The organism is Williamsia sp. D3, assembly GCF_000506245.1.
Taxonomy (GTDB): domain Bacteria; phylum Actinomycetota; class Actinomycetes; order Mycobacteriales; family Mycobacteriaceae; genus Williamsia; species Williamsia muralis.
This window is the reverse complement of sequence record NZ_AYTE01000031.1, coordinates 417,423-430,281: the sequence shown is the minus strand read 5'-3', so window position 1 is coordinate 430,281 and position 12,859 is coordinate 417,423. Positions and strand designations below refer to the sequence as shown.

Sequence of the window (12,859 nt, the reverse complement as noted above, 5' to 3'; positions counted from 1 at the left end):
TCCGTGAATCTGGTCATCACCGGTACGTCCACCGAAGTGGGCAAGACCGTCACCACTGCGGCCCTCGCTGCGGCGGTGATGGCCCGTGGCCTCGATGTCGCCGTGTGCAAACCCGCCCAGACCGGGGTCGGTCCGGACGATCCCGGCGACATCGATGAAGTCGTGCGTCTCGCCGGCGTCAGGACAACGGCGGAAGGTGCCCGTTTCCGCGATCCACTGGCCCCCGAGCGTGCGGCCCGTAACGAAGGCGTCCAGCCGGTGCTGTTGTCCGACGTCGTCGCGGCAGTGGACGGTCTGGCCGGGTCCGATCTTGTCCTTATCGAGGGCGCCGGCGGCGTACTGGTCCGGCTGGCTCCCGACCTGACCATTCTCGATGTCGCCGATGCCATCGGCGCGCGTGTGCTCGTGGTCGCTGCGCCCGGACTGGGCAGTCTGAACCACACCGAACTCACCGTCCGGGCGATCACCGGGGCGGGACTCGAGTGTGCGGGGGTCGTGATCGGGTCCTGGCCCGGCGATCCAGATCTTGCCGAAAGATGCAATCTCGAGGACTTGCCGCAGGTCACCGGCGTGCCCATCGTCGGGAAAGTGCCCGCCGGGGCGGGCACCCTAGACCGTCAGGCCTTCGTGTCGCAGGCAGTTGGATGGTTCGATCGTGAGTGGCTGACCGCCATGTGTCCCACCCCAAACTGAGCGCCCACGGTGATAGGGCACACTGAGACTGCAATATTCATGACAAGAGGGAGGCCCCACGTGACCCAGGCACCAGTACGCACAGACATTCTGGACGTCGCGCGCGAGCAGGTGTTGGAACGCGGTGAAGGGCTCACTCAAGAGCAGACACTGCAGATCCTGCAGCTGCCCGACGACAAACTGACCGATCTTCTTCAGCTCGCGCACGACGTGCGGATGAAGCACTGCGGGCCAGAGGTCGAGGTCGAGGGCATCATCTCCCTCAAGACCGGCGGTTGCCCCGAAGATTGCCATTTCTGCTCGCAGTCCGGCTTGTTCGCATCACCGGTGCGCAGTGCGTGGATCGACATCCCGGCTCTGGTCGAGGCCGCCAAGCAGACTGCCAAGTCCGGTGCCACCGAGTTCTGCATCGTGGCGGCGGTACGCGGTCCCGACAAGCGGCTGATGGCTCAGGTTGCTGCCGGCATCGAAGCGATCCGCGCCGAGGTCGACATCCAGATCGCCTGCAGCCTGGGCATGTTGACCCAGGAACAGGTCGACGAGCTCAAGGCCATGGGCGTGCATCGCTACAACCACAACCTCGAGACCGCGCGCTCGCATTTCCCGAACGTCGTCACCACCCATAGCTGGGAAGAGCGTTTCGGCACCCTGAAGATGATCCGCGAAGCCGGTATGGAGGTCTGCTGCGGCGGCATCCTCGGCATGGGCGAGACGCTGGAACAGCGAGCCGAGTTCGCCGCGGATCTGGCTGCCCTCGATCCCGACGAGGTTCCTCTCAACTTCCTCAACCCGCGTCCGGGTACCCCGTTCGGGGACCTCGACGTGTTGCCGGCTGCCGAAGCCCTCAAAGCCGTGGCCGCCTTCCGTCTGGCACTGCCTCGCACCATCCTGCGGTTCGCCGGTGGCCGGGAGATCACCCTCGGTGACCTCGGCGCAAAGCAGGGCATCCTCGGCGGGATCAACGCGGTCATCGTCGGTAACTACCTGACCACCCTCGGCCGTCCGGCCGAGACCGATCTGGATCTGCTCGAAGAGCTGCAGATGCCGATCAAGGCCCTCAACGACTCGATCTGACAGTTCGCATCTCAAGGAACGCTCCGACGATGACCGACATCCCCGCGCCGCTGGCCACGCCTCTCACCTTCGGGGTGTACACGGGCGTGCGGTTGGAGCTCGAGCACCCGGACTCGGTGCCCAAGGCCGCGCAGTTGGGCCTGGAACCGCCGCGATACTGCGGCCAGTGTGGGCGCCGGATGGTCGTTCAGGTCCGTCCTGACGGATGGTCGGCGCGCTGCTCACGACACGGCACGGTCGACTCGGTGGAGCTGGCGCAGCGTTGACCGGTCCGCGCCGGGCGTTGTCGCCTCCTGCATCGGCGGCCGCGCTGGTCGTGGCGGGGATTGTGTTGGTCGGGATCGCATGGGGAGTGATCTGGGGCCTGCTCACCCCGGGCATCGACGGCCGGGTGATCGAATCGGGCCGGGCGGTTGCCATCGGTGACGCCGGCACCGAGTTCTCCGCCCTGGCGATCTTCTTCTGTGTGGCACTGGCCGCCGGTGTGGTGCTGGCCGTGGTGCTCTGGGTATCTCCGTCACTCCGTGGTCCGTTGGGCGTGGTGGTGTTGACCGTGTCGACGATCATGGCCGGTGTCGGGGCGGTATGGGTGGCGATGCCATTGCGCGTCTGCGCTTTTCGGGAAGAGATGGGGTGGCCGTAGGGCAGGAGTTCACTCAGCCGCCCAGCCTGCGTATCGTCGGCGCCCAGCTCGACATCTCCGGGGGAGTGGGATTCTCGTGGGCACTACTGGTGATCGCGCCTCTGACCGCGCTGGTCACCATCATCTTGCTGGTCGCTCTTGAACGCGGCGAACCCCGCGAGTCGACGACCGACGAGGGTGCCCCCGTCGAAGCGAGTGCGTCGCACCGATAGTGGCGTCCTGCACAGGCACTTGCGCAGAAACAGTTGTAGTTTCACAATAGTTTCGTGACCAAACCAGCCGAGGATCTCAGCCGCAATCGCAAGGTGGCGATTCTCGCCACCTGCTGTCTCAGCCTGCTGATCGTCTCGATGGACGCGACCATCGTCAACGTCGCGATCCCGTCGATCAGGAGTGACTTCAAAGCCACGCCCACCGAATTGCAGTGGGTGATCGATGTCTACACGCTGGTGTTGGCCAGTTTGCTGATGCTCGCCGGAACCACCGCAGACCGATTCGGGCGGCGGCGGGTGTTCCAGATCGGCCTGACGTTGTTCGCTCTGGGCTCGCTTCTGTGCAGCCTGGCACCCAATGTCGAGGTCCTCATCGCCGCCAGATTCCTCCAGGCGGTGGGCGGTTCGATGCTCAACCCGGTGGCCATGTCCATCATCACCCAGACGTTCTCCGGCCGGGTCGAACGTGCTCGGGCGGTCGGCGTCTGGGGTGCGGTGGTCGGGGTCTCGATGGCGCTCGGCCCGATCGTGGGCGGCGTGCTCATCGATCTGTTCAGTTGGCAGTCGGTGTTCCTGATCAACCTCCCGATCTGCCTGATCGCGGTGATCGCCACCATTGTTGTTGTGCCCGAATCGAAGTCGCAACGCGTTCGCGGACTCGACCCCATCGGACAAGGCCTGGCGATCACGTTCATGGCTGGTGTTGTCATCGGGTTGATCGAGGGACCCGGCATGGGCTGGACCGATTGGCGGACGATCGGGATCTTTGTGGTGGCGATCGTCGCATTCGGCGGTTTCTGCGCCTACGAACTGCGCCGGACCGACCCGTTCATCGAACTACGGTTCTTCCGCAGCATCCCGTTCTCGGCGGCCACTGTCACCGGCATCTGCGCCTTTGCCGCCTATGGCGCGTTCCTGTTCATGATGTCGATCTACCTCCAGGGAATCCGCGGCTATTCCCCGGTGGAGACAGGTCTGATGTTTCTGCCGATCGCGATCGGCACCATCATCTGCTCGCCGTTGTCCGGACGCCTGGTGGGCCGCTATGGAACGCGCCCGTCCCTGGTGTTCGCGGGTGTGATGCTCGCGTTGGCATCGAGCCTGCTCACGCAACTGGGACCGAACACTCCCAACTGGCAGATGCTCATCGTCTTCGGCATGTTCGGGGTCGGTTTCGGAACCGTGAACGCGCCGATCACCACGGCTGCCGTCAGCGGGATGCCGCGCGAGCGCGCAGGTGCTGCGTCGGCGATCGCATCGACGAGCCGCCAACTCGGGATCAGCGTGGGGGTGGCACTGTCGGGGACCATCGCCGGATCGGTGATCGCGGCCGGGCCCGAGACACCGGTGTCCGTCACCGCGATGGCTCCGCTGTGGTGGGTGACGGCGGGACTCGCCCTCACCATCGCAGGACTGGGGATCTTCTCCACCACCGCGGCGTCGGCGCGCACCGCGTCGGGGGTTGCCGACCTGTTCGCCGAGTCTGACGAGAAGCCGATCGTCCAGCCGACGCATCACACCCCCGCCGGCGGCAGGAGTCGGTGATGGGGGATCAGCGTGACGAGGTGTGGCGCACGATGACGACGCTGGTGCACAGCAACCGCGAGACGTGGCGCCGCGCGGTGATCGACCAAACGGGATTGCCGTTCAGTCGATTCCGGATGCTGAGCCGGCTCGACGGGGGTCCACTCACCATGAAACAGCTGGCGTCGGCGGCCACGGTGGACGCACCTGCCGCCACGGTGGCCGTGACAGAGCTGGAGCAGCGGGGACTGGTGGACCGTCGAACGGACCCGGCCAACCGGCGCAGCAAGGTGGTGTCGCTGACCGAGGCGGGGCGGGAGATGCTCGATGCGGCACGAGCGGTCGAGGATCCGGCGCCCCTGCCTTTCGACGCGCTCAGCGACGACGAGGTGGCTTCCCTCGCGGTTCTCCTGGCCAAACTGGCCGAACACACGCGGACCGGGTGATCGCCTCCGCGGCGGGTCAGGGCGGCGGGCGAAGCGTCGCGAACTCGTCGGTGATGCGCAGTTGTTTGTCGGCAAAACGGTAGAGCGCCGGCGGCCGCCCACCCGATGGGCCGGTCCGACCGACTGTTCCGGTTGCCGTGATCACGCCGCGGCGGGACAAGATGCGCAGCAGATTGGTCGAGTCCACCGGGTAGCCGAGGGCTGCGCAGTATATGTCGCTCAGTGCCGACATCGAGAACTCGGCCGGCGCGAGGGCAAACGCGATGTTCGTGTACGACAACTTCGCAGCCAGTCTCGACCGTGCCCGTTCGACGATCTGGCTGTGGTCGAAACTGATCTCCGGCAGTTGCGAGACCGGGTGCCACCGGGTGTCGGGTGGCAGATTCGGCTGTGAGTCGGACGGCACCATACCGAGATATGAGGACGCGATGACACGCGGTCCGGGCATCCGTGTGGGGTCGGAGAAGACCGACAGTTGCTCGAGGTGGGCGACTTCGCGCACGTCGACCTTCTCGGCCAACTGCCGAAGCGCCGAGGTCTTGAGGTCCTCGTCGGCTCGAAGGCCGCCGCCGGGTAGCGACCACGATCCGGCCTGCGGGTCGAACGCCCGCTGCCACAGCAAGACCGAGAGCTGGGGAGCGTCGGAGTCGCTCGATTCGCGCACCTGGAACACGGCGCAGAGCACTTCATGGAAGACGCTCGGCGCAGGCATGGCTGCGAGTGTAGTGGGTGTGCGGTGCCCTGTTTGACCATGTCGAGGGCGTCGCGGATGCGGCCTTTCGATGGCCCGTGGCGGGCGAGTGCTACGATCGGGTCGAGGTTTTCGATCTACAGTCGAAAACCCCAGCCCAGTATCCCAGGCCGGCCACCGTAGGTCGGCGCCACGAACAGGAGGTGGTTGGACATGACCACCACGGAACTCCCGATCGGCTCTACCGCACCTCTCTACACCGGAGTCGACCCCACGCCCGAATGGTTCGCCGAGATCAAGCGCCTGGCCAAGGCGCGCAACGCGACCTTGCTGGCTCACAACTATCAGTTGCCTGCCATCCAGGACGTCGCCGACCACGTGGGCGACTCCCTTGCACTGTCGCGCATTGCGGCCGAGGCCGAGACCGACGAGATCATCTTCTGCGGCGTGCACTTCATGGCGGAGACGGCCAAGATCCTCAGCCCCGACAAGCGGGTGCTCATCCCGGACGAGCGAGCCGGATGTTCGCTCGCGGACTCCATCACCGCCGAGGACCTGCGGGCCTGGAAGGCCGACTATCCGGATGCGGTGGTCGTCTCCTACGTCAACACGACGGCAGAGGTGAAGGGTCTCACCGACATCTGCTGCACGTCGTCGAATGCCGTCGATGTGGTCAACTCCATCGACCCCGACCGTGAGGTGCTCTTCCTCCCCGACCAGTTCCTGGGAGCCCACGTCAAGCGGGTGACCGGCCGCACGAACATGCAGATCTGGGCCGGCGAGTGCCACGTGCACGCCGGTATCAACGGTGATGAGCTGACGGAGAAGTCTCGGACCCACCCGGACGCCGAGTTGTACGTGCACCCCGAATGTGGTTGCGCCACTTCGGCTCTCTACCTCGCGGGCGAGGGCTTCGTGCCGGCGGACAAGGTCAAGATCCTCTCCACCGGTGGGATGCTCGACGCCGCCCGCGCCACCGGCGCAACGCAGGTGCTGGTGGCCACCGAGGTCGGCATGCTTCACCAGCTGCGCAAGGCTGCCCCGGACGTCGATTTCCAGGCAGTCAACGACCGCGCGTCCTGCCCGTACATGAAGATGATCACCCCGGCCGCTCTGCTGCGTTGCCTCACGGAGGGCAAGGACGAGGTGCACGTCGACGCCGCCACGGCCGAGCGCGCCCGGCTGAGCGTGCAGCGAATGATCGAGATCGGCAATCCGGGGTCGGGGGAGTGACGGCGGGCAACCCTGCCGGCACCGCTGAGGTCGCCGCACTGATCGCGACCGCACTGGACGAGGATCTGCGCTACGGACCCGACGTCACCACGGCCGCAACGGTTCCCGAGGGAGCAGTTGCGACCGTGGCCCTCGGGAGCCGGCAATCCGGTGTACTGGCCGGCCTCGACGTTGCACTACAGGTGTTCGATGCGGTGATCGGCAGCGGCGCGTACGAGGTGCTCGACCGCCTCGAGGACGGCGCGGTGGTCGAACCGGGCACGGTCGTCGCGACGTTGCGAGGCCCGATCGGTGGACTGCTTGTCGCCGAACGCACTGCGTTGAACCTCCTGTGTCACCTGTCGGGGATCGCCACCGCCACCGCGCAGTGGGTCGCCGAACTCGATGGCACTGGCGCCAAGGTCCGTGATTCCCGAAAGACGTTGCCCGGCATGCGATCGCTCCAGAAATACGCGGTGCGGTGTGGCGGGGGAGAGAACCACCGGATGGGATTGGGCGACGCTGCACTGATCAAGGACAACCACGTGGCCGCGGCGGGGTCTGTCACGGCCGCGTTGCAGGCGGTGCGTGCCGCGTCGCCAGACCTGCCGTGTGAGGTCGAGGTGGACTCGCTCGAACAGCTCGACGAGGCACTGCTGCTGGAGGCGGAGCTGGTTCTGCTGGACAACTTCCCGTTGTGGCAGACCCAGATGGCGGTGCAGCGCCGGAACTCGCGATCGCCGAAGACCAAACTCGAGTCCTCGGGTGGTCTGAGTCTGGATGTCGCCGAGGACTACGCCCGAACCGGTGTCGACTACCTTGCTGTCGGAGCGTTGACCCACTCGGTCATCGCGCTCGACCTCGGATTCGATTGGGTCGGCGACTAGTCCTCACCAGGGGTGGGCTCGTCGGCCCGAGTTTCCGACCAGGGGCCGGGGACATATGCGTCTGTACGATTGAATACGGCGCTCGACGCCATTCATTCGCACCACCCACCCGATCCCCTGGAGGTAGAACACGTGCCGACCGTCAATGCCTACGCCGCGATGTCCGCGACGGAAGAGCTGGTCCCCACCACCATCGACACTCGTGAGGTGGGTCCGCACGATGTTCGCATCGCGGTTGCGTACGCCGGCATCTGTCACTCGGACATCCACACCGCTCGCAATGAGTGGGGGTACACCACATACCCGGTGATCCCCGGCCACGAGATCGCCGGAACGGTCTCCGAGATCGGTGCCGAGGTGACCAAGTACCAGGTCGGCGACCGAGTGGGGGTCGGTTGCTTCGTCGACTCGTGCCGCGAGTGTGAGGCCTGCATTCTCGGGCAGGAGCAGTACTGCACGCGAGGGATGGTCGGTACCTACAACGCCACCGGCCGCGACGGCAAACCCACCACCGGTGGATACGCACAAGAAGTGGTGGTCGATGCCAACTACGTGCTCCGGATCCCGGACTCCCTGGGACTCGACGTGGCCGCTCCGCTGTTGTGCGCCGGCATCACCACCTACTCGCCTCTGCGGCATTGGGGTGCGGGGCCGGGCAAACGGGTCGCGATCATCGGCCTCGGGGGACTGGGTCACATGGGCGTCAAGATCGCTGCGGCCATGGGCGCCGACGTGAGTGTGATCTCGCAATCCCTCAAGAAGATGGAAGACGGATTGCGGCTCGGCGCGCAGCACTATTACGCCACCGACGACCCGGCAACGTTCAAGCAGCTGCGCGGAAAGTTCGATCTCATCATCAACACGGTGTCGGTCAACTTCGACATCAACAAGTACATGGGCATGCTCGCGCTGAACGGCACGCTGGTGGAACTCGGGCTGCCGGAGAAGCCGATCTCGGTCCGGGCGATGTCCTTGACCGCGAACCGGCGTTCGCTGGCCGGATCGATGATCGGTGGCATCGCCGAGACCCAGGAGATGCTGGACTTCTGCGCCGAGCACGATCTGGGTTCGGAGATCGAGGTCATTCCCGCACAGCAGATCAACGAGGCCTACGAGCGGGTGATTGCTTCCGACGTCCGCTACCGGTTTGTCATCGACAACTCGACGCTGTGAACCCCGCCGGTCGTCATCTGAACGTCTGACGCGCCTGTCTGCGGTCCCTCGATCTGCGATCGGGAACAAGCGCGCCGAGCAGGAAGTTGACGATCGAGATGATCACCGACCCCCACACCGCGGTCCAGAACCCATCGATGCTGAGCCCGAACTCGGTGGAGTCGGTGATCCACGCGGTCAGCAGCAGCATCAAAGCGTTGATGACCAGCGTGAACAAGCCGAGTGTGAGAATCAGCAGGGGAATCGACAGCAGTTTCACCACAGGCTTGATCGCGGTGTTCACCACGGTGAACACCAGGGCGATGAACAGGACGATCAGGACCTGTGCGGACGTGTCGCGGCCGTCGGTGGCGATCGAGATGCCGGTGACGAGCGCCGCGGCCATCCAGATCGCGATGGCGTTGATCAGCAGGCGGACGACGAAGACCATGTCCTGATCCTAGGGCCGCCGGTGAAAACGGCTGGCCGCACCGCATATCCTTGAACTCGGATCCATAGCGCACTGTGGATCGCCGACCCACCCGTCAGGAGTATTCGCCGATGCTTGCCCGCACCGACCTACGCGGTGCCCGTGCCACCACTGCTCAACTGCGCCGGGCGATGCCGCGCGGCGCGACCGACGTCGACGCAGTCCTCGGACAGGTCAAGCCGGTGATCGACGCGATCCGCGACCGCGGGGCCGAGGCCGCCCTGGAGTACGGGAAGAAGTTCGACGGCGTCGCACCCGACACCGTGCGGGTCCCGGCCGAGTTGATCGACCAGGCCCTGGCCGACATCGACTCGGACGTCCGCGCCGCACTCACCGAGTCCATCGACCGGGCTCGGAAGGTGCACGCCGACCAGCGCCGCACCGATGTGACAACCGAGGTCAGTCCAGGCGGAACGGTGACCGAGCGCTGGATCCCCGTGAGCCGTGTGGGTCTGTACGTGCCCGGCGGCAACGCCGTGTACCCGTCCAGCGTCGTGATGAACGTGGTGCCGGCCCAGGAAGCCGGCGTCGACACCCTGGTGGTCAGTTCCCCGCCTCAAGCACAGTTCGGCGGCAGGCCACACCCGACCATCTTGGCGGCGTGCGCGCTCCTCGGGGTCACCGAGGTGTGGGCGGTGGGCGGCGCGCAGGCGGTGGCACTGCTCACCTACGGCGGCACCGACACCGATGGCACCGACCTCGACCCGGTCGACCTCATCACCGGCCCCGGCAACATCTATGTCACCGCCGCAAAACGGTTGTGCCGCAGCGTTGTCGGGATCGACTCGGAGGCAGGGCCCACCGAGATCGCGATCCTCGCGGACGATTCGGCGAACCCGGTCAATGTGGCCGCCGACCTCATCAGTCAGGCCGAGCACGATGTGATGGCGGCGTCTGTCCTGGTCACCGACAGCACGGCTTTGGCCGATGCCGTGGAGGCCGAGCTCGACGTACAGATCGAGCGCACCACACACAGCGAACGGGTACGCACCGCGCTGGGCGGATCGCAATCAGGTGTGATCCTCGTCGACGACATCGAGCAAGGACTGCGGGTGGTCAATGCCTACGCGGCCGAGCACCTCGAGATCCAGACCCGCGACGCCAAGGGTGTTGCGGCGCAGGTGCACAGCGCCGGCGCCATCTTCGTCGGCGAGTTCTCGCCGGTCAGTCTGGGTGACTACTGCGCGGGTTCCAATCACGTGCTGCCCACATCGGGGTCGGCTCGGTACAGTTCGGGACTGTCGGTACAGACATTCCTGCGTGGCGTCCACGTCATCGACTACGACGAAGCCGCTCTCAAAGAGGTCTCCGGGCATGTGCAGACACTTGCGCGTGCCGAGGATCTTCCCGCCCACGGCGAAGCTGTCCGCCTGCGGTTCGCCGGCGCGGTGGACAGTACCGGCGGCGAGCAGCGGTGAGCGCTCCCAGCAGCCGCATCGGGTTGGACGACCTTCCGCTCCGCGAGTCGCTGAGGGGCCAATCACCCTATGGCGCACCGCAACTGGAAGTCCCATATCGGCTGAACACCAACGAGAACCCGCACCCACCGTCGCAGGCGCTGGTCGACGACCTGGCAGAGTCGGTGCGTGCTGCGGCAAGTCAGTTGCACCGCTATCCCGATCGCGACGCCGTTGCCCTGCGTACGGATCTGGCCGCATACCTCACCACCCGGACCGGCATTCGGCTCGGTGTCGAGAACTTGTGGGCAGCAAACGGATCCAATGAAGTGTTGCAGCAGTTGTTGCAGGCCTTCGGTGGGCCCGGACGAACGGCACTCGGATTCGTGCCCTCGTACTCGATGCATCCGATCATCTCCACGGGTATCGACACCACCTGGATCGAGGCCAAGCGCAGCGCCGATTTCTCGTTCGACCTCGACGTGGCACTGGCCGCGATCGAGGAACTGCGGCCCGACGTGGTGTTCCTGACGTCGCCGAACAATCCGACGGGTGGCTCGATACCGCTGGACGAGATGCGGGCAGTCGCAGCGGCGGCGCCCGGCATCGTCATCGTCGACGAGGCCTATGCGGAGTTCTCCGCGGCACCGAGCGCTGTGGCGCTGATCGAGGAGTTCCCGGCCACGGTTGTTGTCAGCCGAACCATGAGCAAGGCGTTCGCGTTCGCCGGAGGACGGCTCGGTTACCTGGCCGCCGACCCGGCAATGATCGACGCCCTGCTGCTGGTCCGTCTGCCGTATCACCTCTCGGTGATCACGCAGGCCGCCGCGCGCGCGGCACTGCGGCACGCCGACGACACCCTCGCGGGAGTCTCGGCCATCGTCGCCGAGCGCGAACGGGTCACCGCGGGACTGACCGACCTCGGCTTCCACGTGGTGGACTCCGACGCCAACTTCATCCTGTTCGGCGACTTCGCCGACGCCACAGCCAGCTGGCAGCACTATCTCGACGGCGGTGTGCTGATCCGGGACATGCACATCGCCGGGCATCTGCGTGCGACCATCGGCCTGCCCGCCGAGAACGACGCACTGCTGGCACGCAGTGCCGAACTGGCCGGCTCCGACCTCGTAGGAGGACAACACCAATGACAACCCAGGCTCGCGTCGCTCGGATCGAGCGCACCACCCGCGAATCAGCCATCACCGTCGAGATCAACCTCGACGGCACCGGCAACACCGAGATCTCCACGGGGGTGGCCTTCTACGACCACATGCTCACCGCGTTCGGGGCACACGGCAGTTTTGACCTGACCGTCGCGGCGAAGGGCGACGTGGAGATCGAGGCGCATCACACCGTCGAGGACACCGCGATCGTGCTCGGCCAGGCGATTCGACAGGCGCTGGGTGACAAGTCGGGTATCCGTCGCTTCGGCGACGCATGGATCCCCATGGACGAGACACTCGCGCAGGCGATCGTCGACGTCTCGGGCCGACCCTACTGCGTGTTCACCGGAGAACCCGGCCACCTTCTCACCAGCACGATCGGTGGCAATCCGGGTGTGCCGTACCACACGGTGATCAACAAGCACGTGTTCGAATCCCTCGCGATGAACGCACAGATCGCACTGCATGTCCGCACGCTGTACGGTCGCGACCCCCACCACATCACCGAGGCGCAGTTCAAGGCAGTGGCACGCGCTCTACGGGCCGCGGTGGAACCAGACCCGCGGGTGAGCGGGGTTCCCTCGACGAAAGGTGCGCTGTGAGCAACACCGGAAGCGGCACCGAAGGCCGCACAGTCGCCATCCTCGACTACGGATCAGGCAATCTGCGCTCGGCGCAGCGAGCGCTCGAGCGCACCGGTGCCGACGTCACCGTCACCTCGGACGCACACACGGCCCTGGAGGCCGACGGACTTGTCGTGCCCGGTGTCGGAGCCTTCGCCACGTGTATGGAAGGGCTGCGCGAGATCAAAGGCGACCGCATCATCGATGACCGGCTCGCCGGCGGTCGCCCGGTGCTGGGCATCTGCGTCGGGATGCAGATCCTGTTCGAACGGGGCGTCGAGTTCGGTGTCGAGGCCGACGGGTGCGGACAGTGGCCGGGCACGGTCAGTGCGCTGCCGGCCCCGGTGCTCCCACACATGGGCTGGAATACCGTTGAGGCGGAGCCGGATTCGGTCCTCTTCGAGGGCATGCCCGCCGATGAGCGGTTCTATTTTGTGCACTCCTATGCGGCGCAGACATGGGAACTGCACTCCGAGGGACATTTCAAACCCGCCAAGCTCACGTGGTCCGAACACGGTGGTCGATTTCTCGCCGCCGTCGAGAACGGCCCACTGAGTGCGACCCAGTTCCACCCGGAGAAGTCCGGTGACGCCGGAGCCCGGCTCCTGCGCAACTGGGTGCGGTCGTTGAAGTGAGCTCGACCTGCCCGACC

At 65.9% G+C, this 12,859-nt stretch carries 16 protein-coding genes; 14 read left to right on the top strand and 2 right to left on the bottom strand.

Annotation, left to right across the window (positions count from 1 at the left end; translation table 11 throughout):
- The first annotated feature begins 3 nt into the window (after window positions 1–3).
- From bioD to W823_RS59390, 7 genes are read left to right on the top strand one after another with little or no spacing between them, the layout of a single operon-like run.
- Window positions 4–693, top strand: a complete 690-nt coding sequence (gene bioD, locus W823_RS0130185; protein WP_031332965.1) for a dethiobiotin synthase — start codon at window positions 4–6, stop codon at window positions 691–693.
- 60 nt (window positions 694–753) lie between these two features.
- Complete coding sequence (gene bioB, locus W823_RS50010) at window positions 754–1,767, top strand: biotin synthase BioB (RefSeq protein ID WP_023961007.1); 1,014 nt, start codon at window positions 754–756, stop codon at window positions 1,765–1,767.
- 29 nt (window positions 1,768–1,796) lie between these two features.
- Window positions 1,797–2,033: a hypothetical protein gene (locus W823_RS50005; protein ID WP_023961005.1), complete on the top strand. Its 237-nt coding sequence runs from the start codon at window positions 1,797–1,799 to the stop codon at window positions 2,031–2,033.
- Window positions 2,030–2,410 carry a DUF2567 domain-containing protein gene (locus W823_RS50000; RefSeq protein ID WP_023961003.1) on the top strand — a complete coding sequence of 127 codons (381 nt, stop codon included), beginning with the start codon at window positions 2,030–2,032 and terminating at the stop codon, window positions 2,408–2,410. Before W823_RS50005 ends, W823_RS50000 begins: the two co-directional genes overlap by 4 nt.
- Entirely contained in the window at window positions 2,401–2,622 is a 222-nt protein-coding gene (locus tag W823_RS49995) for a hypothetical protein (RefSeq protein WP_023961001.1), read from the top strand. The genes W823_RS50000 and W823_RS49995 overlap by 10 nt, the downstream gene beginning before the upstream one ends.
- Before the next feature lie 54 nt (window positions 2,623–2,676).
- On the top strand, window positions 2,677–4,167 hold the full coding sequence (locus tag W823_RS49990) for an MFS transporter (RefSeq protein WP_023960999.1): 1,491 nt from the start codon (window positions 2,677–2,679) through the stop codon (window positions 4,165–4,167).
- Complete coding sequence (locus tag W823_RS59390) at window positions 4,167–4,592, top strand: MarR family winged helix-turn-helix transcriptional regulator (RefSeq protein ID WP_023960997.1); 426 nt, start codon at window positions 4,167–4,169, stop codon at window positions 4,590–4,592. The genes W823_RS49990 and W823_RS59390 overlap by 1 nt, the downstream gene beginning before the upstream one ends.
- A 16-nt stretch (window positions 4,593–4,608) precedes the next feature.
- On the opposite strand, the gene W823_RS49980 is transcribed toward W823_RS59390, so the two are convergent.
- Window positions 4,609–5,304, bottom strand: a complete 696-nt coding sequence (locus W823_RS49980; RefSeq protein WP_023960995.1) for an NUDIX domain-containing protein — start codon at window positions 5,302–5,304, stop codon at window positions 4,609–4,611.
- 192 nt (window positions 5,305–5,496) lie between these two features.
- On the opposite strand from W823_RS49980, the gene nadA reads away from it, so the two are divergent.
- From nadA to W823_RS49965, 3 genes are all read left to right on the top strand, one after another.
- A complete protein-coding gene (gene nadA, locus W823_RS49975; protein WP_023960993.1) occupies window positions 5,497–6,516 on the top strand; it encodes a quinolinate synthase NadA in 1,020 nt (339 codons plus the stop codon).
- Window positions 6,513–7,382, top strand: coding sequence for a carboxylating nicotinate-nucleotide diphosphorylase (nadC, locus tag W823_RS49970; protein WP_023960991.1), 870 nt, complete (start codon window positions 6,513–6,515; stop codon window positions 7,380–7,382). The genes nadA and nadC overlap by 4 nt, the downstream gene beginning before the upstream one ends.
- Window positions 7,383–7,541: 159 nt before the next feature.
- A complete protein-coding gene (locus tag W823_RS49965) occupies window positions 7,542–8,555 on the top strand; it encodes an NAD(P)-dependent alcohol dehydrogenase (protein WP_200866401.1) in 1,014 nt (337 codons plus the stop codon).
- 13 nt (window positions 8,556–8,568) lie between these two features.
- Here the strand turns inward: W823_RS49965 and W823_RS49960 are convergent, their stop codons facing one another.
- On the bottom strand, window positions 8,569–8,985 hold the full coding sequence (locus tag W823_RS49960) for a phage holin family protein (RefSeq protein ID WP_023960987.1): 417 nt from the start codon (window positions 8,983–8,985) through the stop codon (window positions 8,569–8,571).
- A gap of 110 nt (window positions 8,986–9,095) precedes the next feature.
- Between W823_RS49960 and hisD the strand changes: the two genes are divergently transcribed.
- The 4 genes from hisD to hisH are packed head-to-tail and all read left to right on the top strand — an operon-like array spanning window position 9,096 to window position 12,842.
- Entirely contained in the window at window positions 9,096–10,442 is a 1,347-nt protein-coding gene (hisD, locus tag W823_RS49955; protein WP_031332961.1) for a histidinol dehydrogenase, read from the top strand.
- Complete coding sequence (locus W823_RS49950) at window positions 10,439–11,569, top strand: histidinol-phosphate transaminase (RefSeq protein WP_023960983.1); 1,131 nt, start codon at window positions 10,439–10,441, stop codon at window positions 11,567–11,569. The genes hisD and W823_RS49950 overlap by 4 nt, the downstream gene beginning before the upstream one ends.
- Window positions 11,566–12,186, top strand: coding sequence for an imidazoleglycerol-phosphate dehydratase HisB (gene hisB / locus W823_RS49945; protein ID WP_023960981.1), 621 nt, complete (start codon window positions 11,566–11,568; stop codon window positions 12,184–12,186). The genes W823_RS49950 and hisB overlap by 4 nt, the downstream gene beginning before the upstream one ends.
- Window positions 12,183–12,842 (top strand): imidazole glycerol phosphate synthase subunit HisH, encoded by a 660-nt coding sequence (hisH, locus tag W823_RS49940; protein ID WP_023960979.1) that lies wholly within the window; start codon window positions 12,183–12,185, stop codon window positions 12,840–12,842. The genes hisB and hisH overlap by 4 nt, the downstream gene beginning before the upstream one ends.
- Window positions 12,843–12,859: the final 17 nt, after the last annotated feature.

Bases quoted from the DNA above. Each gene is read 5' to 3' on its own strand.
- hisD (WP_031332961.1), top strand. From the start codon at position 9,096: ATGCTTGCCCGCACCGACCTACGCGGTGCCCGTGCCACCACTGCTCAA.
- W823_RS49980 (WP_023960995.1), bottom strand. From the start codon at position 5,304: ATGCCTGCGCCGAGCGTCTTCCATGAAGTGCTCTGCGCCGTGTTCCAG.
- W823_RS59390 (WP_023960997.1), top strand. From the start codon at position 4,167: ATGGGGGATCAGCGTGACGAGGTGTGGCGCACGATGACGACGCTGGTG.
- W823_RS49965 (WP_200866401.1), top strand. From the start codon at position 7,542: ATGTCCGCGACGGAAGAGCTGGTCCCCACCACCATCGACACTCGTGAG.
- W823_RS50005 (WP_023961005.1), top strand. From the start codon at position 1,797: ATGACCGACATCCCCGCGCCGCTGGCCACGCCTCTCACCTTCGGGGTG.
- nadA (WP_023960993.1), top strand. From the start codon at position 5,497: ATGACCACCACGGAACTCCCGATCGGCTCTACCGCACCTCTCTACACC.
- hisB (WP_023960981.1), top strand. From the start codon at position 11,566: ATGACAACCCAGGCTCGCGTCGCTCGGATCGAGCGCACCACCCGCGAA.
- W823_RS49960 (WP_023960987.1), bottom strand. From the start codon at position 8,985: ATGGTCTTCGTCGTCCGCCTGCTGATCAACGCCATCGCGATCTGGATG.